This is a genomic window from Caenispirillum salinarum (assembly GCF_044803115.1).
In the GTDB taxonomy this organism is placed as follows: domain Bacteria; phylum Pseudomonadota; class Alphaproteobacteria; order Rhodospirillales; family Rhodospirillaceae; genus Caenispirillum; species Caenispirillum salinarum_A.
In genome coordinates this window covers 1,521,892-1,545,008 of record NZ_CP085224.1, presented here as the reverse complement: position 1 = coordinate 1,545,008, position 23,117 = coordinate 1,521,892, and the positions used below count along the sequence as shown (strand labels likewise).

The 23,117-nt window shown below is 69.4% G+C and carries 18 protein-coding genes; all 18 read left to right on the top strand.

Annotation, left to right across the window (positions count from 1 at the left end; all coding sequences use genetic code 11):
- The first annotated feature begins 24 nt into the window (after positions 1-24).
- The 18 genes from crtI to LG334_RS06920 all read left to right on the top strand — a co-directional run bounded on the left by crtI (position 25) and on the right by LG334_RS06920 (position 23,078).
- Positions 25-1,569 (top strand): phytoene desaturase family protein, encoded by a 1,545-nt coding sequence (gene crtI, locus LG334_RS07005; protein WP_404384621.1) that lies wholly within the window; start codon positions 25-27, stop codon positions 1,567-1,569.
- Positions 1,570-1,585: 16 nt separating this feature from the next.
- On the top strand, positions 1,586-3,145 hold the full coding sequence (locus LG334_RS07000) for a phytoene desaturase family protein (RefSeq protein ID WP_404384619.1): 1,560 nt from the start codon (positions 1,586-1,588) through the stop codon (positions 3,143-3,145).
- Between the two features lie 2 nt (positions 3,146-3,147).
- Positions 3,148-3,966 carry a lysophospholipid acyltransferase family protein gene (locus LG334_RS06995; protein ID WP_404384617.1) on the top strand — a complete coding sequence of 273 codons (819 nt, stop codon included), beginning with the start codon at positions 3,148-3,150 and terminating at the stop codon, positions 3,964-3,966.
- Positions 3,963-5,111 (top strand): glycosyltransferase, encoded by a 1,149-nt coding sequence (locus LG334_RS06990; protein WP_404384615.1) that lies wholly within the window; start codon positions 3,963-3,965, stop codon positions 5,109-5,111. The genes LG334_RS06995 and LG334_RS06990 overlap by 4 nt, the downstream gene beginning before the upstream one ends.
- Before the next feature lie 79 nt (positions 5,112-5,190).
- The gene (locus tag LG334_RS06985; protein WP_404384613.1) at positions 5,191-5,646 is read left to right on the top strand and encodes a hemerythrin domain-containing protein; all 456 of its coding nucleotides are present in this window, start codon (positions 5,191-5,193) and stop codon (positions 5,644-5,646) included.
- A gap of 140 nt (positions 5,647-5,786) precedes the next feature.
- Positions 5,787-7,649 carry a cation:proton antiporter gene (locus LG334_RS06980; RefSeq protein ID WP_404384611.1) on the top strand — a complete coding sequence of 621 codons (1,863 nt, stop codon included), beginning with the start codon at positions 5,787-5,789 and terminating at the stop codon, positions 7,647-7,649.
- A 71-nt stretch (positions 7,650-7,720) separates the two neighbouring features.
- Positions 7,721-8,452 (top strand): CerR family C-terminal domain-containing protein, encoded by a 732-nt coding sequence (locus tag LG334_RS06975; protein ID WP_404384609.1) that lies wholly within the window; start codon positions 7,721-7,723, stop codon positions 8,450-8,452.
- A 4-nt stretch (positions 8,453-8,456) separates the two neighbouring features.
- The gene (locus tag LG334_RS06970) at positions 8,457-9,794 is read left to right on the top strand and encodes an efflux RND transporter periplasmic adaptor subunit (RefSeq protein WP_404384607.1); all 1,338 of its coding nucleotides are present in this window, start codon (positions 8,457-8,459) and stop codon (positions 9,792-9,794) included.
- Entirely contained in the window at positions 9,791-12,946 is a 3,156-nt protein-coding gene (locus tag LG334_RS06965; protein WP_404384605.1) for an efflux RND transporter permease subunit, read from the top strand. The genes LG334_RS06970 and LG334_RS06965 overlap by 4 nt, the downstream gene beginning before the upstream one ends.
- Before the next feature lie 210 nt (positions 12,947-13,156).
- Entirely contained in the window at positions 13,157-13,576 is a 420-nt protein-coding gene (rbsD, locus tag LG334_RS06960; protein ID WP_404384603.1) for a D-ribose pyranase, read from the top strand.
- 34 nt (positions 13,577-13,610) lie between these two features.
- Positions 13,611-15,098, top strand: coding sequence for a sugar ABC transporter ATP-binding protein (locus tag LG334_RS06955; RefSeq protein ID WP_404384601.1), 1,488 nt, complete (start codon positions 13,611-13,613; stop codon positions 15,096-15,098).
- A gap of 12 nt (positions 15,099-15,110) precedes the next feature.
- On the top strand, positions 15,111-16,100 hold the full coding sequence (gene rbsC, locus LG334_RS06950) for a ribose ABC transporter permease (protein ID WP_404384599.1): 990 nt from the start codon (positions 15,111-15,113) through the stop codon (positions 16,098-16,100).
- Between the two features lie 86 nt (positions 16,101-16,186).
- Positions 16,187-17,068, top strand: coding sequence for a ribose ABC transporter substrate-binding protein RbsB (gene rbsB, locus LG334_RS06945; RefSeq protein WP_404384597.1), 882 nt, complete (start codon positions 16,187-16,189; stop codon positions 17,066-17,068).
- 85 nt (positions 17,069-17,153) lie between these two features.
- Positions 17,154-18,161 (top strand): LacI family DNA-binding transcriptional regulator, encoded by a 1,008-nt coding sequence (locus tag LG334_RS06940; protein WP_404384595.1) that lies wholly within the window; start codon positions 17,154-17,156, stop codon positions 18,159-18,161.
- 27 nt (positions 18,162-18,188) lie between these two features.
- Positions 18,189-19,109, top strand: coding sequence for a ribokinase (rbsK, locus tag LG334_RS06935; RefSeq protein ID WP_404384593.1), 921 nt, complete (start codon positions 18,189-18,191; stop codon positions 19,107-19,109).
- Between the two features lie 332 nt (positions 19,110-19,441).
- A complete protein-coding gene (locus tag LG334_RS06930; RefSeq protein WP_404384591.1) occupies positions 19,442-20,923 on the top strand; it encodes a DegQ family serine endoprotease in 1,482 nt (493 codons plus the stop codon).
- A gap of 105 nt (positions 20,924-21,028) precedes the next feature.
- Positions 21,029-21,706, top strand: a complete 678-nt coding sequence (locus LG334_RS06925) for a winged helix-turn-helix domain-containing protein (protein WP_404384589.1) — start codon at positions 21,029-21,031, stop codon at positions 21,704-21,706.
- On the top strand, positions 21,699-23,078 hold the full coding sequence (locus LG334_RS06920; protein ID WP_404384587.1) for a sensor histidine kinase: 1,380 nt from the start codon (positions 21,699-21,701) through the stop codon (positions 23,076-23,078). Before LG334_RS06925 ends, LG334_RS06920 begins: the two co-directional genes overlap by 8 nt.
- Positions 23,079-23,117 lie beyond the last annotated feature (39 nt).

Here is a 23,117-nt window from a genome sequence, read left to right as displayed (position 1 = left end):
GCCAGTCAACGGAGGAGAGTGCCCATGTCGCAGCGCGTCACAATCGTGGGAGCCGGCCCGGGAGGCCTGGCCGCCGCCCTCCTGCTCGCCCGCCACGGCGCCGACGTCACCGTTCTGGAACGGCGCGACCGTGTGGGCGGCCGGTGTTCCGCCATCGAGGCCGAGGGTTTCCGCTTCGACATGGGACCGACGTTCTTCCTGTATCCGCGCATCCTGGAAGAAATCTTCGAGGCGTGCGGAACAAGGCTGGCCGACCATGTGGAAATGCGCAAGCTCGATCCCATGTACCGGCTGGTGTTCGAGGGCGGCGGCGAAATCCGCGCCAGCGACCGCATCGAGGAACTGCAGCGCCAGGTATCCCGCCTCAACCCGCACGATGCCGCCAACCTGCCGGCCTTCCTGGAGGACAACCGCAAAAAGCTGTCCGCTTTCCGCCCGGTGCTGGAGAACCCCTTTGCGGGCGTGAGGGACTACCTGCGGCCCGACGTCCTGAAGTCGCTGCGCTTCCTGCGTCCCACCGCCAGCGTGGACAAGGACCTGTCGCGCTACTTCGACGACGAGCGCGTGCGCCTGAGCTTCTCGTTCCAGAGCAAGTACCTGGGCATGTCGCCCTTCCGCTGCCCCAGTCTGTTCACCATCCTGTCCTACCTGGAATACGGCCACGGCGTCTATCATCCCATCGGCGGATGCGCGGCGGTGGTCGAAGCCATGGCGGACCTCGCGCGCTCCATGGGCGTGGACATCCGCCTGAACGAGGGCGTGACCGGCATCGAGTTCGACAAGCGCCGCGCCAAGGCCGTCGTCACCGACCAGGGCCGCCACGAGTGCGACGCGCTGGTCATGAACGCCGACTTCGCCCATGCCATGACGCACCTCGTGCCCGACCATCTGCGGCGGAAGTGGACCGACGCCAAGATCGACCGCAAGAAGTTCAGCTGTTCCACCTTCATGATGTGGCTGGGCGTCGACGACACGGCGGCGGACCTGGACCACCACACCATCTTCCTGGCCGAGGACTACAAGCGCAACATCCGCCAGATCGAGGAAGGCCGCGAACTGCCCGACCGCCCCTCGCTCTACGTCCAGAACGCCGGCGCCACCGACCCGACCATGGCGCCGCCGGGCAAGCGGGCGCTCTATGTGCTGGTGCCCGTGCCGCACCAGTCCGAGCACATCGACTGGAGCAAGGAAAAGGCGGGCTACCGGCGTCTGGTGCTCGACCGGCTGGCGGAGATGGGCGTGCCGGACCTGGAGCGCCGGGCGACCTTCGAAAAGGTGTTCACGCCCGACGACTGGCGCGACGGCCTGCACGTTCACAAGGGGGCGACCTTCAACCTGGCCCACAACCTGACCCAGATGCTGGGCTTCCGCCCGCACAACCGGTTCGAGGACCTGGACGGCGTCTATCTTGTCGGCGGCGGCACGCATCCCGGCAGCGGCCTGCCCGTCATCTTCGAGGGCGCGCGCATCACCTCCAAGCTGGTCGCGGAAGACCTCAACCTGACCCTGACCCCGGCGCTGCGCCAGAGCGCCCTGGACCACGAACCCGCCCTGGCGGCGGCCGAGTAAGCGGAGGGACCCACCCATGACCCGGACCATGAGCGAAACCCTGCCCATTGCCGTCGTCGGCGGCGGCCTCGGCGGCCTGGCTGCGGCGGCGACGCTGGCCGCGCGCGGGCGCAAGGTCATCTTGTTCGAGCGCAACCCCTGGTTGGGCGGCAAGGCGGCCGTGCACGAGGCGGACGGATTCCGCTTCGACATGGGACCGACCATCCTGACCGTCCCGCGCGTCTTGAAACGCATCTTCGCCGAGGCCGGGGAGGACGTGAACGACCACCTGGACCTCGTCCGCCTGGACCCGCAGTGGCGCTGTTTCTTTGAAGACGGCACGGTGCTGGACCTGCAGGAGAACGTCGACCGCATGGCGGCGTCGCTGGATGAGTTCTCGGGCGCCGGAACCGGCGACGGCTACAAGGCCTTCATCAAGCAGTCGGAGCGCCTGCACCACATCTCCGAGCGGTTCTTCTTCTGGAAGGCCGTGGAGGACATGAAGGACACGCTGTCGGTCAAGGGCAGCATGAACATCTCCACCCTGTCCGACATCCTGGCCCTGCGCATGGGCTCCACGGTCGCCGGCACCATCCGCGGCCATGTGCCGGAGAAGCGCGCGGCGCAGATGCTGGACCACTTCGTGCAGTATGTCGGCTCCTCGCCCTATGCCTCGCCGGCGGTGCTGTGCGCCATCGGCCACATGCAGACGTCGGAAGGGATCTGGTATCCCAGGGGCGGCACCCGCGCCGTTCCCGTGGCGCTGGCGGAACTGGCGGCGCGCAAGGGGGCGGACCTGCGCATGGGCGTGGGCGTGTCGCGCATCGTGTCGGAGGACGGCCAGGTGACGGCGGTGGAGACCACCACCGGCGAGACGGTGCCTGTCGCCGCCGTCGTCTCCAACATGGACAGCATCCGCACCTACGACGAACTGGTCGGCGGCAGCCCGGCGGCCACGTTCCATTCCCGACGGTCCTACGAGCCCGCGTGTTCGGGCGTGGTGCTGTACCTGGGGCTGAACAAGGCCTACGACCACCTCGCCCACCACGACTTCGTGTTCTCCCGCGATCCGGAAGAGGAGTTCGACGCCATCTACAACAAGGGCGAACCGGCGCCGGACCCGACCTGCTACCTCGCCGCCCCCGCCCGCACGGAGCCCGAGGTCGCGCCGCCGGGCGGGGAGGCGCTGTATGTGCTGGTCCACACGCCGTATCTCCGGCCGCACCATGACTGGTCGAAGATGCTGCCGGGGTATCGCCGCACCATCCTCGACAAGCTCAAGCGCACCGCCGGAATGGAAGACATCGAGGAGCGCATCGTGCACGAGCGCACGCTGACGCCCCAGGACATCCACGACCGCTACAACGTGCTCAACGGCGCGATCTACGGCCTGGCGAGCCACGGGCGGTTCATGGGCGCCTTCAAGCCGGGCAACCGCTCCCGCGACCTGAAGGGCCTCTACCTGGCCGGCGGCGCGGCGCATCCCGGACCGGGGATGCCCATGGTGATGATGAGCGGCTGGATCGCCGGCGACACGCTCGACCAGGACATGACCGGCCAGGGCGCCGAAGCGACCGCGAAAGCCGGGGTGGCCTGACCATGAGCGACGGCGGGAGCCCCATCCCGCCGCCGGAGGTCGTCCGGCGCCGCAAGCCGGCCCTGGTCCGCTTCTTCGGCGGGGTGATGACGCGGCAGATGCGCAAGGCCTTCCACGCCGTGCGCATCGCGCGCGACGGACGCCTCCGGCTGCCGCCGGGGCGGCCCGTCATCGTCTACCTGAACCATCCGTCCTGGTGGGACCCGGCCTTCATCATGGTGCTGGCGACCCACCTGTTCCCCGACCGCCCGGGCTTCGGTCCCATCGACGCCGAAGCCCTGAAGCGCTACCGCTTCATGGCGCGCATCGGCCTGTTCGGCATTGAGCGCGACAGCCGGCGCGGGGCGGCCACCTTCCTGCGCGAAAGCCGCGGCGTGCTCGCCCAGCGCGGCGCCATGCTCTGGGTGACGGCGGAGGGGCATTTCACCGACGCCCGCGTCCGCCCCGTCTCCTTGCGCCCGGGCGTCGCGCATCTGGCTGCACGGGTGCCCGACGCCCTGCTGGTGCCGCTGGCGGTGGAATACCCGTTCTGGGACGAGCGCACGCCCGAGGCCCTGTGCCGCTTCGGCCCGCCCATCGACCCGCGCGCCGCGTCCGGCCGCTCCGTCGAAAGCTGGAAGGCGGTGCTGGAAGAGGCGCTCGCCACCCAGATGGACCTGCTGGCCGATGCCGCGCGATCCCGCGACCCGGCGCGGTTCGACACGCTGATCGGCGGAACGGTCGGCGTCGGCGGCATTTACGACCTGTGGCGGCGCGGCCGGGCGTGGCTCGGCGGCCGGCGTTTTCATGCGGGCCACGGCGCCCCGGAGGATTCGCAATGACACTGGAAACACTGGCGCTGATCGCGCTCTGCCTGGCAGTGCTGCCGCTGGCGCTGACGCTCCTCAACCTGCCCTTCTTCCGCCGCGCCCCGGCCCGCGCCGACACCGGAGAGCTGGTCTCGGTCCTCATCCCCGCCCGCGACGAGGCGGCGAACATCGAGGCCGCCGTGCGCTCGGTGCTGGCCGACGGGAAGACGCCGCTGGAGGTGGTGGTGCTGGACGACCACTCAACCGACGGCACGGCGGACATCGTGCGCCGCCTCGCCGCCGAGGATGGCCGCGTGCGGCTGGAGACGGCGCCGCCCCTGCCGGGTGGCTGGTCGGGCAAGCAGCACGCCTGTCATGCGCTGTCCCGCCGCGCGCGGGGCGACATCCTGCTGTTCATGGACGCCGACGTGCGGCTGGAGCCCGGCGCGCCGGGCCGCTTCGCCGCCTGCTTCGCCGATCCGCGCCTGCACCTGGTCAGCGGCTTCCCGCGCGAGGAGACAAAGACCCTGGGTGAGCGCCTGATCATTCCGCAGATCCATGTGCTGCTGCTGGGCTACCTGCCCATGTTTTTCGCCCGCCTGTTCCGCCGCACTGCCGCCTTCGCCGCCGGCTGCGGTCAGTTGATGGCGGTCCGGCGCGAAGCCTACGACGCGATGTGCGGGCACGGCGCGCCATCGGTGAAGGCCTCCATGCACGACGGCGTCACCCTGCCCCGCGCCTTCCGCCGCGCCGGCTACGCGACCGGCGTGGTGGAGGCCGCCGATCTTGCCCGCTGCCGCATGTACGAGGGCTTCGCCGCCACCTGGGACGGGTTTTCCAAGAATGCGACGGAGGGCATGGCGACACCCGTCGGCCTGCCCGTGTGGACCGTGCTGCTGGCCGGCGGGCACATTCTGCCGTGGCTGCTGATCCCCGCCGCGCTGGTCGCAGGCTCGGCTGTCGTCGCCTGGATGGGCCTTGCCGGCGTGCTGGCGACGCTGGCCCAGCGGGCGGTGCTGGCGGTGCGCTCGCGCCAGGACTGGCGAGCGGTGCCGTGGCATCCGGTGGGCATCGCGGTGCTGCTGGCGTTGCAGTGGGTGGCGCTGGTGCGCTCATGGCGCGGCCACCGGCCGAGCTGGCGCGGCCGGACCGTGGCGCGCGGCGAGGACGCGGCCTGAATTCGGGGAGCGGCCCCGCGCGGGGCCGCGTTCGTCTCCAAACTGGAAACCCTGCGTTTTCAAGAATTTGGAGACCCCGATGTCCGAGCCGACAATCCTCGACGACCTGAAGTCCGACCACGAGGAGATACGCCTTCTCGCCGAGCGACTCCAGGAAACCCCCGACCCGGAAAAGCGCCGCGTGCTGTTCTCCGACCTCAAGAGTCTGCTCATCGCCCACGCCCGTGCCGAGGACGAGGTGCTCTACAAGCCGCTCAAGCGCACCACCTCGGCCCGGCTGAAGGCCCTGGAGGGCGAGGAGGAACACGACGTCGCCGAGTTCCTCGCCTCCCGCCTGACCGACGACGACGACAAGGGCGGCGACGCCTGGACGGCCCGCAGCCATGTCATAAAAGAGGTTCTTGAACACCACATGGACGAGGAAGAGACCAAGATCTTCCCGGCCGCCCGCGACATCTTCGGCGAGGAGCGCCTTGTCGTCATGGGCGCGCAATTCCGTGAACTGAAGGAAGACCATTTGCGTAGACAGGTGTGAGAGAATTCCCCCCTCTTCTCTCGCAAAGCCGAAGGCACCCCGGCCCCGCAAGGGCCGGGGTGTTTTCGCACCTGCAACGGCTGGACAGCGGGCGCCGCCGGCCTCACTCTTGATTGTCACGCCTTACCGGAGGGCCACGCATGGCCGAAGGCCTCGTGCTGAAAATCGCGCTGATCCTGGTGCTCGGGGTCGGTGCCCAGTGGGCCGCCTGGCGCTACCAGATACCCGCCATCGTGCTGCTGGCCGTGGTCGGATTGATCGCCGGTCCCGCCACCGGCGTGCTGCAACCGGCCCAGGACTTCGGCCCGCTGCTCCAGCCGGCCATCGGCGTGGCCGTCGCCGTCATCCTGTTCGAGGGCGGCATGAGCCTCAACCTCGGCTCGCTGCGCGGCTCGGCCAAGGCGGTGCGGCGGCTGATCGTTTTCGGTGCGCCGCTGGGATGGTTCTTCGGGGCCGTGGCGGCGCATTTCATCGGCGGCCTGTCGCCTGCGGTCGCCATCCTGTTCGGCGGCCTGCTGGTTGTCACCGGCCCCACCGTCATCGCCCCCATGCTGCGCCAGGCCCGTCTGAGCCACCGCCCCGCCGCCGTGCTGCGGTGGGAAGGCATCGTCAACGATCCGGTCGGCGCGCTGTTCGCCGTGCTGACCTACGAGGTCGCCGTGCATTGGGTGCTGGACCAGCCGTTGATCGTCGTCGCCGGCGGCCTCGCCGTGGGCATCGCGGTGGCGCTGGCCCTGGGGGTCGCCGTCGGCCTGGGCTGCATCCAGGCCTTCCAGCGCGGCTGGGTGCCCGAGTTCCTCAAGGCGCCGCTGGTGCTGGGCGCCATCCTGCTGTGCTTCGCCGTCTCCAACCTGGTCTATGACGAGGCCGGCCTGCTGGCGGTGACGGCGCTGGGCATGACCATCGGCAACTCCCGCGTCTCCAGCCTGGACGAGCTGCGCCGCTTCAAGGAGTACGTGACGACCGCGCTGGTCTCCAGCGTCTTCGTGGTGCTGACGGCGACGCTCAGCTGGGACGCCTTCGGGTCGCTGAACTGGCGCCACCTGGCCTTCATCGCCGCCATCCTGCTGCTGGTGCGCCCCGCCGCCGTGCTGCTGAGCACGCTGGGCACGCCCCTGCCGTGGAAGGAGCGCGCCCTGGTCGCCTGGATCGCCCCGCGCGGCATCGTCGCCGTCGCCGTCGCCGGCCTGTTCGCCACCAAGCTTCAGGTGGTGGGCTTCGAGGACGCCGCCCTGCTGGTGCCGCTGGCGTTTGCCATCGTCTTCACCACCGTCGTCGCGCACGGCTTTTCCATCGGCTGGCTGGCGAAGGTGCTGGGGCTGGTGTCCACCCGCCGGCCCGGCATCCTGATCGTCGGCGCCTCGCGCTGGACGGTGGCCCTGGCACGCGCGCTGAAGGACCTCGACGTGCCGGCCATCATCGCCGATGGCGACTGGCATCGCCTGCGCCTGGCCCGCCAGCAGAACGTGCCCACCTACTTCGGCGATGTGCTGTCGGAGGTGACCGAGCATCACCTGGAGTTCAACGCCTTCGGCCACCTGATCGCGGCGACGCCCAACGACGCCTACAACGCCCTGGTCTGCACCGACCTGGCACCGGAACTGGGCCGCATCAACGTCTACCAGACCGGCTGCCACGAGGCGTCGGACCATCCGCGCCGGCGGTCGTTCACGCTGGGCGGCAAGACGCTGCTGCGCTCGGGCGCCGACACCGACGACCTGGAGCGCCGCATGCTGGCCGGCTGGACCTTCCAGAAGACCCGGCTGACGGGCGCCTTCACCTTCGACGACTTCCTGGCGAATCGAAACACCGACGCCGAAATCCTGCTGGTGCTCAAGCACGACGGCCGCATCGTCTTCGCCACCCACAAGGAGCGTCCGAAGGCCGCCGAGGGCGACGTGGTCCTGTCCTTCGTGCCGCCCGAAAGCCGCAGGAAAACAGGCGATGCCGCCGCCGCCAGCCTGGCCAACGCCGATGCGTCCGTGAAGGCGAAAGTGCCGTGACCTCTTGACGCGCCGGTCCGGCTGTCATATCTCAACATTCTAATTTAAACGATTGATTGAGATCGCCCGTCATGGACCAGACCGCGTCCCGCAACACCGGCTCAGACGCCGTTTCCGAGGGCCACGCGCCCTCGGCACGGGGCGAGGAGACGCGCCAGCGCCTGCTGGCCGCCGCCCTGCGGGTGTTCGGACGGGACGGCTATGACGGCGTGTCCACCCGGCGCATCGCGCACGCGGCGGACGCCAACGTGGCGGCCATCGCCTATCACTTCGGCGGCAAGCGCGGCCTGTACCTGGCCGTGGCGCGCTCGGTGGCGGAGCGCAACGCCGCCTTCGTGCGGCCCATGGAAGCCCGTGTCGCCCATACGCTGGCCGAGGCCGGCGGCGACCGGGCGGCGCTGGGACGCATTCTGGCGCGCGTGGTGCTGGGGCTGATGACGGGGCTGGGCAGCGCGCGCGAGGACGGCCGCGCGCTGTTCATCCTGCGCGAGCTGATGATGCCGTCGGAGGCCTTCGACCTGCTGCATGAGGCCTTCTTCCTGCCGCTCAACCGGGCGCTGGCGGCCATCGCCGGCGCGGCACTGGACCTGCCGGCAGAGCATCCCACCGCCGTCATGCGCGGCCACCTGCTCATCGGCTCGGTCATGCCGCTGATCGCCGCGCGCGAGGTGGTGGAACGGCGCCTGGACCGGACCATATTGACCGGCGAGGCCTGGCACGACACGGCCACCGCCGCCGTCGCCTCGGCCTGTGCGTCCCTCGGGCTGCCGGCGCCCGACGTTTCCTCGCTGGCGGAGGGCTGAAGCCATGAAGGCGTTCCTGCAACGGCACTGGCGCAAGGCCCTGATCCTGCCGCCGATCCTTCTCGCCGCCGGCATCTTCGTCTTGGCCGTCCAGGGGCGCGAGCCGCCCGTGCGCGCCGAAACCGGCGAGACCGCCAAGCCCGTCCGCGTCATCGAGGTGCCGCGCCTGGACGTCATCCCCCGCGCGCTGGGCTACGGCGAGGTGGAGCCGGGCCGCGTCTGGCAGGCCGTGGCCGAGGTCTCGGGCCGCGTCGAATGGATTCACCCCGAGCTCGAAAGCGGCGCCGTGCTGGCGGAAGGCACCGACCTGATCCGCTTCGAGGCCGCCGACTACGACCTGGCCCTGGCGCAGATCGAGGCGCAACTGGCCGAACTGGACGCCCGCGCCGAAACCACCCGCGAAAGCCTCGCCATCGAGCAACAGAACATGGATGTGCTCGCCCGCGACCTCTCCCGCAAGCAGGACCTGCGGCGCAGCGGCGCGGCCAGCCAGACCACCGTCGACACCGCCGAGCGCGCCCTGCTGGCCGGCCGCCAGCAGGTGCAGAACCTCAAGAACACGCTGACCCTCATTCCCTCGCAGCGGCAGGCCCTGGCGGCGCAGGCCGAGACGGCGCGGCTGGACCAGGGCCGCACCACCGTGCGCGCACCCTTCGACATCCGCGTCCGCGCCGTGGAGGTGGAACGCGGCCAGTACGCCCAGCGCGGCCAGACGCTCGCCACCGCCGACGGCATCGAGACCGCCGAAGTCACCGCGCAGGTGCCGCTTGAGCGCCTGTTCCCCCTGATCCCCGAAGCCGAGGCGCCCGTCGGCGATGCGCGGAACCTGACCGGCGCACGCCTGCCCGGTCTGCTGCAACTGACGCCGGAGGTCCGCCTGACCGCCGGCGAGCGCACCGTCACCTGGGAGGGCCGCGTCACCCGGATCGCGGAAACCGTCGATCCCAAGACCCGCACCATCGGCGTCATCGTCACCGTCGACGACCCCTACGCCGGTGCCCGCCCCGGCGTGCGCCCGCCGCTGACGCGCGGCATGTTCGTGGAGGTGGCGCTGAAGGGGCCGGCGCGCGAGGACCGGCTGGTGATCCCGCGCAGCGCCCTGCACGCCGGGCGCACCGTGCATGTGGCCGATGCCGACAACCGCCTGGATGTCCGCCCCGTCACGGTCGCCTGGGAACAGGGCGACATCGCCGTCATCGACAGCGGCCTTGAGGAAGGCGACCGCGTGGTGGTCACCGACCTGGTGCCCGCCGTGCGGGGAATGCTGCTGGAGCCGTCGCCCGACGCCACCGCCGCGACGCGCCTCGCCGCCGCCGCCGGGACCGAGGGGGCCGCGCGATGATCCGCTGGTTCGCCGGCCATCCGGTTGCCGCCAACCTGCTGATGGCGGCGTTCTTCGTCATCGGGCTGTTCGCCCTGCCCCAACTCAAGCGCGAGACCTTCCCCGACATCGCGCCGCAGGAAATCAGCATCAATGCCGTCTATCCCGGCGCCTCGGCCGAGGACGTGGAGGACGCCGTCTGCCAGCGCATCGAGGAAGCCGTGGAGAGCGTCGAGGGGCTGGAGGAAGTGCGCTGCGAGGCGCGCGAGAACACCGCATCGGCCGTCGCCAAGATGATCGAGGGCCAGGACCTGGACCGCTTCCTGGACGACGTGAAGACCGAGGTGGAAGCCATCAACAGCTTCCCCGCCGACGTGGAACGCCCGGTGGTCAAGCAACTGGGCCGGGTGGACTTCGTCGCCGCCGTCGCCATCACCGGCCCCATGAGCGCATCCGACCTCAAGGCCTATGCCGAGCAGGTCAAGGACCGCATGATCCGCCTGCCGGAAGTCAGCCAGGTCTCCGTCACCGGCTTCTCCGAGCGGGAAATCCTGGTGGAGATTCCCGCCGAGGCCCTGCGCCGCCACGGCCTGTCCATCACCGACATCGCCGACACCATCGGCCGCCAGAGCCTCAACCTGCCCGGCGGCGTCATGGAAACCGCCGACGCCGACATGCTGGTGCGCTTCGACGACGAGCGCCTGACGCCCGCCCAGTTCCGCAATCTCGTGGTGGTCGCCGGCGATACCGGCGGCGAGGTGCGGCTGGGCGAGATCGCGCGCATCTCCGACAGCTTCGCCGACGAGGAGGACAAGGTCACCTTCAACGGCGGGCGGGCGGCCTTGCTGTCGGTCTCCAAGACCAAGGACCAGGACAGCCTGGACGTCATGGCGGCGCTGAACACGTTTCTGGACGACGAACAGGCCCGCGCCCCCCGCGGCGTGGAACTGACGGTGGCGCAGGACGTCAGCTCCATCGTGGAAGACCGCCTGACCATGCTGCTCGACAACGGCATCATCGGACTGGTGCTGGTGTTCCTGACGCTGTGGCTGTTCTTCAGCTTCCGCTACAGCTTCTGGGTCTCCATGGGGCTGCCCGTCAGCTTCTTCGGCACGTTCGCGCTGATGACGCTGTTCGGCCTGTCCATCGACATGATCTCCATGGTGGGGCTTCTGATCGCCATCGGCCTGTTGATGGACGACGCCATCGTCATCGCGGAAAACGTCGCCGCGCACCTGCAGCGCGGCGCCAAGCCCTTCACCGCCGCCGTCGAGGGCACGAAGCAGGTGCTGCCGGGCGTGATCTCGTCGTTCCTGACCACCGTCTGCATCTTCGGCGCGCTGGCCTTCATGGAAGGCAACATCGGGCAGGTCATGCGCATCATGCCCATCGTACTGATCATGACGCTGGCGGTGTCGCTGATCGAGGCGTTCCTGATCCTGCCGCACCACCTGTCGCACTCGCTTCAGCACATGAAGAACAAGGAGCCCTCGCGGTTCCGCCGCTGGTTCGAGGCCGCCTTCGACCGCTTCCGCGACGAGCGGTTCGGCAAACTGGTGGACCGGGCGGTGGACTATCGGTACCTGACCATGGGCATCATGGTGGCGCTGCTGATCACCACCGTCGCGGCCATCGGCGGCGGGCTGGTGAAGTTCCGCGCCTTCCCTGAGCTGGAGGGCGACGTGGTCGTCTCCCGCATCCTGCTGCCCCAGGGCACGCCGCTGCAACGCACCGAAGAGGTGGTGGACCGGGTGGTGACGGCTGCGCGCGCGGTCGGCGAGGACTTCGCCCCCCGCCAGCCGGACAACCAACCGCTGATCGAGCAGATCACGGTGGAATACGCCCGCAACACCGACGCCTTCGAAAGCGGCCCGCACGTCGCCACCGTCACGCTGGACATGCTGTCGAGCCAGGTCCGCGACGCCCCCATGGACGACGTCATCGACCAGTGGCGCGACCGCGTGGGCCAGGTGCCGGACGTGGTGTCGCTGAAGTTCGCCGAGCGCCAGATCGGTCCCGCCGGCCGGGCGCTCGACATCCGCCTGCTGGGCGACGACCTGGACACCCTGAAATCCGCCAGTCTCGACTTGCAGGGCTGGCTGTACGGCTACCGGGGCGTCGTCGACCTGTCCGACGACCTGCGCCCCGGCAAGCCGGAAATGCGCATGACGCTGAAGGATGGTGCGACGTCGCTCGGCCTCACCGGCCAGGCCATCGCCGCGCAGCTTCGCGGGGCCTTCCAGGGCACGGAAGTGGCCGAGGTGCAGGACGCCGGGGAGACATGGGAGGTGCGCGTGCGCCTCGCACCCGAGGACCGCGACAGCCTGGCCGACCTGGACTATTTCGCGGTCGCCCTGCCCGACGGCACCCAGGTGCCGCTGACGGCGGTGGCGGACATTTCCATGGATCGCGGCTATTCGCGCATTCATCGCATCAACGGCCGGCGCGCCGTCACCCTTCAGGGCGACATCGACAGCACGGTCGCCAACGCCAACGAGATCATCGCCCACACCACCGACAATTTCCTGCCGGAGCTTCTGGCCGCCCACCCCGGCGTGTCCGTCCAGTTGGAGGGGCAGGCGAAGGAAGGGGCGAAGACCGGCGCCAGCGTGCAGCGCAACTTCATCATCGGGCTCATCGGCATCTACATGCTGCTGGCGCTCCAGTTCCGCAGCTATCTGGAGCCGGTGGTGGTGATCTCGGCCATTCCCATGGCGCTGGTCGGCGCGGTGGCGGGGCACATCGCGCAAGGGCTGGAGATATCCATGCCATCCATGGTCGGGCTGGCGGCGCTGGCGGGCGTGGTGGTCAACGACACCATCCTGCTGGTGATGTTCATCAAGCAGGGTCGCGCGCGGGGCATGCCCACGGCCGAGGCCGCCAAGGCGGCCGCCCGCGCCCGCTTCCGCGCCATTGTGCTGACCTCGCTGACCACGGTGGCCGGCCTGACGCCGCTGCTTCTGGAAAAAAGCCTGCAGGCCCAGGTGCTGATCCCGCTGGCGACCTCGCTCGCCTTCGGATTGGCGACGGCGACCATCCTGGCGCTGTTCCTGGTGCCGGCCTTCTACACCATCCTCGACGACTTCCGCCTCGACCCGGACGCGGTGGAGGCGCCGCCCGAGGAAGGCGCCGAGTCGCCGCCGGCCGGGCAGCCCGCGCGGGCGGCGGAATAGCCCCCACCGCCCGGACCGCCTATCCGAAAGAAGGACGAATCCGCCGATCGTCTCATTCCTTGGGATGAGCAGTGCGGGCCGTGCCGTTCATTTCCGCGCAAACGTTTGCGCAAACGTTTGCGCGCTCATGAAGATGGCGCTACAGTTTTCCTGCACCACCCGACGGCTTCCCCTTGCGCCGTCGGCTCCTACCGCCGGAGGACCACCGCCATGAAGAAGACCGGCCTTCTGAACGCCCCGCTGTCCCATGCCGTCTCCCGCATGGGCCATACCGACGGGCTGGTCGTCTGCGATTCGGGTCTCCCCTTCCCTCCCGACCCAACCCGCATCGACGTGGCGGTGGTTCCCGGCATTCCGTCCTTTCTTCAGGTGGTCGACGCCGTGGGCCGCGAGCTTCAGGTGGAGCGCGCCGTCATCGCCACCGAATTGCCCGAGCGCAATCCCGCCGTTTTCGACGGCCTGACGACCCTTCTGGAAAAGATCGGCCAGGCGCAGGGCGCCCCCGTCGCGGTGGAGCGCGTACCCCACGAGGAGTTCAAGCGCCTGACCGCGTCCACCAAGGCCATCGTTCGCACGGGCGAGTGCACTCCGTTCGCCAATGTGATCCTCTACTCCGGCGTGATCTTCTAGGATCGCGACCGTTCACCGGCATGGAGGTGATGCGATGACGGCGCCGCTTCTTTCCCTTCACGGCATCGGCAAGACCTTCGGGGCGGTCAACGTCCTGCGCGACGTGGATTTCTCCATCCACGCCGGCCGCGTCATGGCGCTGGTGGGCGAAAACGGCGCCGGCAAGTCGACGCTGATGAAGATCGTCACCGGCATCCACGACCCGGACAAGGGCGGCGAGATCCGCTTCAAGGGTCAGCCGGTTCGGTTCACCACCCCGCGCCAGGCCATGGACGCCGGCATCGCCATCATCCACCAGGAGTTGAACCTGCTGCCCGGCCTGTCGGTGGCGGAGAACATCTTCCTCGGCCGCGAGCCGCGCACGCGCTTTGGCAGCATCGACTGGTCGACCATGAAGGCCCGCGCGACCGATCTGCTGGCGCGGCTGAAGCAGGGCCATGTATCGCCGGGCGCGCCGCTGGGGCGCATGGGCGTCGGAACCCAGCAGATGGTCGAGATCGCCCGCGCCCTGTCGCTGGACGCCGAAGTCATCATCATGGACGAGCCCACCGACGCCTTGACGGACGTCGAGACCCGCATCCTGTTCGAGGTCATCCGGTCGCTCAAGGCCGAGGGCAAGGCGATCGTCTACATCAGCCACCGGCTTTCCGAAATCTTCGCGCTGTGCGACGACGTGACCGTGCTGCGCGACGGCCAGATGGTCCACACCGGCACCGTCGCCGACCTGACGGAGGCGGACCTCATCCGCCACATGGTCGGGCGCGAGATCACCGACCAGTATCCCCATGTCAAATGCGCCCCCGGCCCGGTGCGGCTGGAGGTCGCCAATGCCTGCGCCGAGGGGGTGGAGGACGTGTCCTTCACCGCCCGCGCCGGCGAGGTGGTGGGCTTCGCCGGCCTGATGGGCGCCGGGCGCACGGAACTCGCCCGCGCCATCTACGGCGCCAACCGCCTGTCGTCGGGGACGGTGGAGGTCGACGGCGTGCCCGTGACGCTGAAAAGCCCGCGCGACGGCGTGCGCGTCGGCATCGCCTATGTGACCGAGGACCGCAAGGCCGACGGCCTGATCCAGCCGCACTCCATCCGCTTCAACATGGCGCTCGGCGCGCTGGGGCGGCTGTCGCGCGGACCGGTGGTGGACCGCGCGAAGGAAACCTCCGCCATTGCCGAGTACATGAAGGCGTTCGCCGTCAAGGCGCCGGACATGGATTGCCCCGTCAACACTCTGTCAGGCGGCAACCAGCAAAAGGTATCGCTGGCGAAATCGCTGCTGACCGAGCCCAGGGTGGTCATCCTGGACGAACCGACGCGCGGCGTGGACGTCGGGGCGCGGCGCGAGATCTACGTGCTCATCAACAAGTTGAAGGAACAGGGCCTGTGCGTGCTTCTCATGTCGTCGGACATGCCGGAGCTGCTGGGCCTGTCGGACCGCATCCTGGTGCTGTCCCACGGCCGCCTGACCGGGTCTTTCGACCGCGGGCAGGCGACGCAGGAAGGCATCATGGAACGCGCCGTGGCCTGAAGGACGAACATCATGCCCAGCAACGCCACCTCCCGCACTGCCGAAACCGCCGCCAACGGGGGCGCCGGCAAGGCCGTCCTGCGGTTCCTGGCCGCCAACAAGTCGCTGGTGGGCCTGATCCTGCTGATGGCCGTGGTGTCGCTCTACAGCCCCAACTTCCTGACCGTGGACAACCTGCTGAACATCCTGCGGCAGACGTCCATCAACGCCATCATCGCCATGGGGATGACCTTCGTCATCCTGACCGCCGGCATCGACCTTTCCGTCGGCTCGGTTCTGGCCTTCACGGGCGCGGTCTGCGCCTCGCTGGTGGCGGCCGACGCAAGCCTGTGGGTTGCCCTGCCGGCGACCCTGGCGCTGGGCGCGGCGCTGGGCGCGGCCAACGGCGTGGTGATCGCCATCGGCGGCGTGCAGCCCTTCATCGCGACGCTGGTGGGCATGACGGTGCTGAGGGGGGCGACGCTGGTCTATACCGACGGGCGCCCCATCACCACCATGTCCGACCCCTTCTGGGCCATTGGCGGCGAGTACGTGTTCGGCATTCCCGTGCCGGTGCTGATCGCGGCGTTCGCCTTCATCGTCTGCTGGTTCGTGCTCAGTCAGATGCGGTTTGGCCGCTACGTCTATGCCGTCGGCGGCAACGAGCAGGTGACCCGCCTGGCCGGCATTTCGGTGACGCGGGTGAAGATTGCCGTCTATGCCGTTTCGGGCCTGATGGCGGCGCTGGCGGGCATCATCCTGACCGCGCGCCTGGAAAGCGCCCAGCCCACCGCCGGCACGGCCTATGAGCTGGACGCCATTGCCGCCGTGGTGCTGGGCGGCACCAGCCTGATGGGCGGGCGCGGGTACATTTTCGGCACCCTGATCGGCGCGCTCATCATTGGCGTGCTCAACAACGCCCTGAACCTGATGGACGTGTCGTCCTACTACCAGATGATCGCCAAGGGGGCCGTGATCCTGCTTGCCGTGCTGGTCGACAGTCGCGGCAAGATCAACCGATAGCGCCCCGAAAACGACACGAAGGGGCCTTAACGGAAACCCTGTTCTTCTTCTCAACCAGTCCAAGAAACCAGAAAGGCAGGTACATCATGCGCAAGGTACTTCTGGCGGCCGCGGCTTCGGCGGCGCTTCTCGGCTCCTCCGTCGCGGCCCAGGCGGCCGACACCATGGCGCTGGTGGTCTCCACCCTGAACAACCCGTTCTTCGTCACCCTCAAGGACGGCGCCGAGAGCAAGGCCAAGGAGCTGGGCTACGAGCTGGTGGTCCTCGACAGCCAGAACGACCCGGCCAAGGAACTGGCCAACGTCGAGGACGTGCTGAACAAGGACATCGAGGTCCTGCTCATCAACCCGACCGACAGCGACGCCGTGCGCTCCAGCGTCCGCGCCGCCAACCGCAAGGACGTGCCGGTGGTGACGCTGGACCGTGCGGCCAACGGCGGCGAGGTCGTCAGCCACATCGCATCTGACAACGTCGCCGGCGGCAAGATGGCCGGCGAGCTGATCGTCGAGGCCCTGAACGGCCAGGGCAAGGTGGTGGAGCTTCAGGGCGTTCCCGGCACCTCGGCCGCCCGCGACCGCGGCGAGGGCTTCCACCAGGCCGTGGACGCCGCCGAGGGCATCGAGATCGTCGCCAGCCAGCCGGCCGACTTCGACCGCACCAAGGGCCTGAACGTCATGGAGAACATCCTCCAGGCCCAGCCCGAGATCGACGCCGTGTTCGCCCACAACGACGAGATGGCGCTGGGCGCCATCAAGGCCATCGAGGCCTCGGGCCGCGACATCATCGTGGTCGGCTTCGACGGCACCGCCGACGGCGTGGCGGCCGTCGAGGACGGCTCCATGATCGCGACCATCGCCCAGCAGGCCGGCAAGATCGGCGAGATGGGTGTGGAAACCGCCGCCCAGGTCGCCAAGGGCGAAGAGGTGCCGGAGTACACGCCGGTTCCCCTCAAGGCCGTGACGAAGTAAAAGCGCTCCTACGCCTGCGTATGGGTGGAGAAGGCAAAGACCTTCTCCACCCATCCCTTCGCCGCCCCTCTGAGGATCGCCGCCCATGGCCACCATCAAGGACGTCGCCCGCGCCGCCGAGGTATCCGTCACCACGGTCAGCCACGTCATCAACGGCACCCGCTTCGTGGCGCCCGAAACGGCGGAGCGCGTGCGCGAGGCGGTGGACCGGCTGGGCTATGCTCCCAGCGGCGTGGCCCGCGCGCTGAAGGCCAACCGCACGCACACCATCGGCATGATGGTCACCAACTCCACCAACCCCTTTTTCGCGGAAGTGATCCAGGGCGTGGAGTCGGCCTGCTTCGCGCGCGGCTACAGCCTGATGCTGTGCAATTCCGAGGACGATCCCGACAAGCAGCACGCCTACCTGGCCGCCCTGCGCATGAAGCGCATCGACGCGCTGGTGGTGATGACCGGCAACATGGACCCCGCCGCCCCGGCCGAATTCGCCGAGGCCGCGGACGTGCCGACCCTGGCGCTCGACGCCGAGGAAACGCCGGGCGTCTCGGCGGTCGCCGACGACAGCTACGCCGGTGGCTTGCTGGCGGGCAAGTACCTGGCTAGTCACGGTTTTTCCCGCATCGCCTGCATCACGGGGCCAGAGCGTCATCCCCGCTCGGCCGAGCGTCTGGCAGGCGTGCGCGCCGCATTGGACGCCGCCGGGATGGACCTCGACCCGGACCTGATCGTGCCCGGCGACCTGACCGTCGCCAGCGGTCAGGCGGCCATGACGGCGCTGCTCGACCGGCCGGCGCCGCGGCGTCCGCAGGCGGTGTTCTGCTTCAACGACATGTCGGCCATGGGCGCCTTGTGCGCCGCCGGCGAGGCCGGGCTTTCCGTGCCGGGCGATGTGTCGGTCATGGGTTACGACGACATCGAACTGGCCGCCTACATGAGCCCGCCGCTGACCACCATCCGCCAGGGCACCCGCGAACTGGGCACCCGGGCGGCCGACGCCATCATCAACCACCTTGAAAGCGCAGCCGCCCTGCCCCGCGTGCTCAAGCTCATGCCCCGGCTGGTGGAGCGCGCCTCCGTCGGCCGCGCGGGCTGAGCCTTTCCTTTTCCGACAGGTGCTCCCATGACCATCACCGTCTTCGGCTCCGTCAACGTCGATGTGGTCGCCTACGCCGACCGCCTGCCCCGCCCCGGCGAAACCGTCCACGGCTCCGGCTATGCCATCGGGCTGGGCGGCAAGGGCGCCAACCAGGCGGTCGCGGTGGCACGGCTTGGCGGCGCGGTGGAGCTTGCCGGGCGCACCGGCATCGACACCTTTGGAACGTTGGCGCGCGAACGCCTCGCCCACTTCGGCGTCGCCACGACGCATCTTCAGGCCTCGCCGGACGCCCCCACCGGCATCGCGGTGATCGGGGTGGATGCGAGGGCCGAGAACAGTATCACCGTCATCGGCGGCGCCAACATGGCGATCGACCACACGGACGTCGAGCGCATCGCGCCGCTGCTGCGCAAGACGCAGGTCCTGTTGCTGCAACTGGAAATCCCGCTGGCTACGGCCATGGACGCCGCCGCCATGGTGCGCCAGGCGGGCGGGCTGGTGATCCTGGACCCGGCCCCCGCGCCGCGCCGCGGCCTGCCCGAGACCGTATGGCGGAGCGTCGACCTGATGACCCCCAACGAGACCGAGACCGAGGCGCTGGTCGGCATCCGCCCCGCCGACCGCGACAGCGCGCTCGCCGCCGCCCGCGCCATGGTCGAGCGCGGCCTGTCGCGGGCCGTGGTCAAGATGGGGGCCGCCGGCGTCGTCTGGCGCGAGGGCGAGGCCGAGGGCTTCATGCCCGCCTTCGCCGTGGAGGCCATAGACACCGTGGCGGCCGGCGACTGCTTCAACGGCGGGCTCGGCCATGCCTTGGCCGCCGGGGCATCGCTGGAGGAAGCGGTGCGCGTCGCCGCCGCCTGCGGAGCTTTGGCGACCACCCGCCGCGGAGCCTCCGACGCCGCACCGACGGCCGATGAGGTTCAGGCACTGGTGGCGCGCGGCTGACAGGCCGCGTCGTTTCGTCAAGAAAACCTCGACATTTTGCCGACACATCATCCGCGATACGTCGGCATTCCGGTCCTCTCCAACCTTACGAAATGTTCATCCTGCCGCAAGGCGCTTGTCAGGGGCGTCGGACCATATTGCAGCAGGTCATGGCCGAGAGGGCTTTGCCGCCCCGCCTTGTCCGCCTCCCCCTCCCTCCCCCCCGAGTGAGGCGGACGTGATCCCCACCGGCGGACGGAGCCCCTCGCAAGGTCCGCACCGCCGGCGCGGTCGATCGGCGGGTCCTCCGGCCATGACACCTGATTTCGATGGTCCGCAGGAGAGTGAACCGAATGACAGCGTCTCTTACCTTCCGCCGCGCCAAGACCCGCCGCGCCGCCCTGCTGCTGGCCGCCGCCGGAGCGTCGCTGGTCGCCGTGGGGCAGACGGCCGCCGCCGCGCCCATGCCGGAAACCTTCTCGCCGCTGGTGGAAAAGGTTTCGCCGGCCGTAGTCACCATCACCGCCGAGAAGGCCGTCCGCCAGGCCACCAACGAGCTGTCGGAGCGCTACGGCCGGGGCTCGCCGTTCGAGGAATTCTTCCGCCGCTTCGGCCATCCGGAAGCCCCGCAGGGTCCGCGCGGCCCCGGCGGCAAGTCCGTGGGCCTGGGCTCGGGCTTCATCATCGACGGCGATGACGGTTACGTGGTGACCAACAACCACGTCATCGACGGAGCCGACAGCGTCAGTATTCAGCTGACCGACGGCACCACCCTGGACGCCGAGGTCATCGGCACCGACGCCAAGACCGACATCGCGCTTCTGAAGGTCGAAAGCGCCGAGGACTTGCCCTTCGTCTCCTTCGGTGACAGCGACGGCCTGAAGGTCGGCGATTGGGTCATGGCCGTCGGCAACCCGTTCGGCCTGGGCGGCACGGTCACCGCCGGCATCGTCTCTGCCCGTGGCCGCGCCATCGGCAACGATCCGCTGGACGACTTCATCCAGACCGATGCGGCCATCAACAAGGGCAACTCGGGCGGCCCGATGTTCAGCACCGACGGCGCGGTGATGGGCGTGAACACCGCCATCTACTCGCCCAACGGCGGCAGTGTCGGCATCGGCTTCGCCGTGCCGGCCAACGTCGCCAAGCCGGTGATCGCGCAGTTGAAGGAAAACGGCGAGGTCCGCCGCGGCTGGCTGGGCGTCTCCATCCAGCCGGTGACGCCGGAAATCGCCGAGGCCATGGACCTCTCCGAGGACGCAACGCAAGGCGCGCTGATTTCCCAGGTCACCGACGACACCCCGGCCATGGGCGCGGGCATGAAGGCCGGCGACGTCATCACCGCCGTCGACGGCCAGCCGGTCGCGGAAATGCGCGACCTGCCGCGCATGATCGCCGCCTATAAGCCGGGCGACACGGTCGACCTGACCGTCCTGCGCGACGGCAAGGAAAAGAGCCTGAGCGTTGAACTGGGCAGGTTGCCTACGCAGCAGGTCGCCTCGGCCGAGGGTGACGGCCAGGGCTCCATCGAGGGCAAGGGCGAGCTGGGCCTGGCGCTGGCCCCGGTGACGCCGGAACTGGCCGAGCAGCTGGGCCTGGATGCCGACGCCGAGGGCGCCGTCATCGCCCAGGTGGACCCGACCGGCCCCGCCGCCGAGCGCGGCCTGCGCCAGGGTGACGTGATCGTCAAGGCCAACGGCTCGACGGTGGCCAACCCGCAGGACGTGATCAATGCCGTCTCTGCCGCCAAGAAGGCCGAGAAGGACAGCGTGCTCCTGCTGGTGCGCCGCGACGGCGGCGAGATCTTCGTGCCCGTCAAGCTGCGCAGCGCCTAATATCTCTCCTATATATCGACCATCGCGGACCCCGCGCCCGGCTTCCAACCGGGCGCGGGTGTTCGCGCGTTGAGGGCACAGGCTTGGGACAAGGGGGAGCATGACATGCGCGTCCTGGTGGTCGAGGACGACGAGAAGACCGGCGGATACATCGAAAAGGGCCTGACCGAGGCCGGCCATGTGGTCGACCGCGTGACCGACGGCCGCGACGGCCTGTTCCGCGCAACCGACGGCTCCTACGACGTGCTGGTGGTCGACCGCATGCTGCCCGGGCTGGACGGCATCGCGCTGGTGCAGGCGCTGCGCGCGGCCAACGTGGGCACGCCCATCCTGTTTCTCTCGGCGCTCGCCCAGGTGGACGATCGGGTCAAGGGCCTGAAGGCCGGGGCCGACGACTACCTGACCAAGCCGTTTGCCTTCTCGGAACTGCTGGCCCGCGTCGAGGTTCTTTCCCGCCGCCGCGCCGCGCCCTCGGTCGAGACGAAGCTGAAGGTGGACGACCTGGAGATGGACCTGATCGAGCGCCGCGTGACCCGCGCCGGCAAGCCCATTGACCTTCAGCCGCGCGAGTTCAAGCTGCTGGAATACCTCATGCGCCACGCCGGCAAGGTGGTCACCCGCACCATGCTGCTGGAAGGCGTGTGGGACTACCACTTCGACCCGCAGACCAACGTCATCGACGTCCACATCAGCCGTCTGCGGCAGAAGATCGACAAGGGCTTCGACAAGCCCCTGCTACAGACCATCCGGGGCGCGGGGTACGTGATCCGTGCCGATGCCTAGATTCCTGAAGACGTCTGCCTTCCGCCTGACGCTGGCCTATACCGCGGTGTTCGGGCTGTCGGTGCTGCTGCTGCTGACGGCCATCTATTGGACGACGGCGCAGAACATCAGCCGCACCATCGACGAGGCCATAACGTCCGACATCGACGCGCTGGCCCAGCACTACAACACCCGCGGCTTAGGCGGCCTGGTGGAAGCCATCGAGCGGCGCACGGGTCCGGCGAACGTGTCGGGCTCGCTCTACCTGTTGACGGACCCCAAGTTCCGGCCCATCGCCGGCAACGTCTCCGCCTGGCCGGCCAACGCGACGGAACAGGGCAGCTGGGTCATGTTCCCCCTGGCCGGCGACGGGACGGAGGCCGCCTACGGCCGCGCCAAGGCGTTCCGTCTGTCGGCGGGCTTTCATCTGCTGGTCGGCCGCGACACCCGCGCGCTCGACCGCTTCCAGGACCTGATGGCCGAGGCCATGGCCTGGGCGCTGGCGGGCACGCTGGTGCTGGGCCTGGGCGGCGGGGCGCTGGTCAGCCGGCGCGTTCTGGCACGCATCGAAGGCATTTCGCGCGGGGCGGAGACCATCATGCGCGGCGACGTCTCCCACCGCATGAACACCACCGGCTCGGGCGACGAGTTCGACCGGCTGGCGGCCACGCTCAACGCCATGCTCGACCAGATCGAGCAGTTGATGACCGGCATCCGCACCGTCTCCAACAACGTCGCCCACGACCTGCGCAGCCCGCTGACGCGCATGCGCGCGCAGCTTGAAACGGCCGTGGCCCAGGGCGGAACCGCCGAGGACCTGCGCGAGACCTGCGCCGCCGTGCTGGCGGAGGCCGACGGCCTGCTGGCGACCTTCAACGCCCTGCTGTCCATCGCAGAGGCCGAGTCGGGCGTGCGGCTGAAGGACGCGGTTTCGGTCGACCTGGGCGCCCTGGTGGAAGACGCCGCCGATCTCTACGAGCCGCTGGCCGAGGACGAGGGCCTGTCGCTCACCGCCGGCCCGCTGGCCGGAGTAAGCGTGCAGGGCAGCCGCGAGCTTCTGTTCCAGGCCCTGTCCAACCTGCTGGACAACGCGGTGAAATATACGCCTGCGGGCGGCGCGGTGCGTGTTTCCGTCCTGCCGCCGGCGGGGAATCACGGCCCGGTTCTGGAGGTGCGCGACACCGGCCCCGGCATTGCGCCAGAGGACCGCGACCGCGTGACGGACCGCTTCGTCCGCCTGGACGCCAGCCGCTCCACCCCCGGCAACGGACTGGGGCTCGCGCTGGTCTCGGCCATCGCGCGCAGCCACGGCGCGGCGCTGGAACTGGACGACGCGGCGCCGGGCCTGGCGGCACGGCTGGTATTCCCGGCGGACGGATCGGGGGCCGCGTAACCTCCTTTCACTCTCGCACTGCAGCCATTCCTTTCATTG

Coding starts and splice junctions, on each gene's coding strand:
- LG334_RS06995 (WP_404384617.1), top strand. CDS start 3,148: ATGAGCGACGGCGGGAGCCCCATCCCGCCGCCGGAGGTCGTCCGGCGC.
- rbsC (WP_404384599.1), top strand. CDS start 15,111: ATGCCCAGCAACGCCACCTCCCGCACTGCCGAAACCGCCGCCAACGGG.
- rbsK (WP_404384593.1), top strand. CDS start 18,189: ATGACCATCACCGTCTTCGGCTCCGTCAACGTCGATGTGGTCGCCTAC.
- LG334_RS06980 (WP_404384611.1), top strand. CDS start 5,787: ATGGCCGAAGGCCTCGTGCTGAAAATCGCGCTGATCCTGGTGCTCGGG.
- crtI (WP_404384621.1), top strand. CDS start 25: ATGTCGCAGCGCGTCACAATCGTGGGAGCCGGCCCGGGAGGCCTGGCC.
- rbsB (WP_404384597.1), top strand. CDS start 16,187: ATGCGCAAGGTACTTCTGGCGGCCGCGGCTTCGGCGGCGCTTCTCGGC.
- LG334_RS06925 (WP_404384589.1), top strand. CDS start 21,029: ATGCGCGTCCTGGTGGTCGAGGACGACGAGAAGACCGGCGGATACATC.
- LG334_RS06990 (WP_404384615.1), top strand. CDS start 3,963: ATGACACTGGAAACACTGGCGCTGATCGCGCTCTGCCTGGCAGTGCTG.
- LG334_RS06920 (WP_404384587.1), top strand. CDS start 21,699: ATGCCTAGATTCCTGAAGACGTCTGCCTTCCGCCTGACGCTGGCCTAT.
- LG334_RS06955 (WP_404384601.1), top strand. CDS start 13,611: ATGACGGCGCCGCTTCTTTCCCTTCACGGCATCGGCAAGACCTTCGGG.
- LG334_RS06940 (WP_404384595.1), top strand. CDS start 17,154: ATGGCCACCATCAAGGACGTCGCCCGCGCCGCCGAGGTATCCGTCACC.
- LG334_RS06975 (WP_404384609.1), top strand. CDS start 7,721: ATGGACCAGACCGCGTCCCGCAACACCGGCTCAGACGCCGTTTCCGAG.
- LG334_RS06965 (WP_404384605.1), top strand. CDS start 9,791: ATGATCCGCTGGTTCGCCGGCCATCCGGTTGCCGCCAACCTGCTGATG.
- LG334_RS07000 (WP_404384619.1), top strand. CDS start 1,586: ATGACCCGGACCATGAGCGAAACCCTGCCCATTGCCGTCGTCGGCGGC.
- LG334_RS06930 (WP_404384591.1), top strand. CDS start 19,442: ATGACAGCGTCTCTTACCTTCCGCCGCGCCAAGACCCGCCGCGCCGCC.
- LG334_RS06985 (WP_404384613.1), top strand. CDS start 5,191: ATGTCCGAGCCGACAATCCTCGACGACCTGAAGTCCGACCACGAGGAG.
- LG334_RS06970 (WP_404384607.1), top strand. CDS start 8,457: ATGAAGGCGTTCCTGCAACGGCACTGGCGCAAGGCCCTGATCCTGCCG.
- rbsD (WP_404384603.1), top strand. CDS start 13,157: ATGAAGAAGACCGGCCTTCTGAACGCCCCGCTGTCCCATGCCGTCTCC.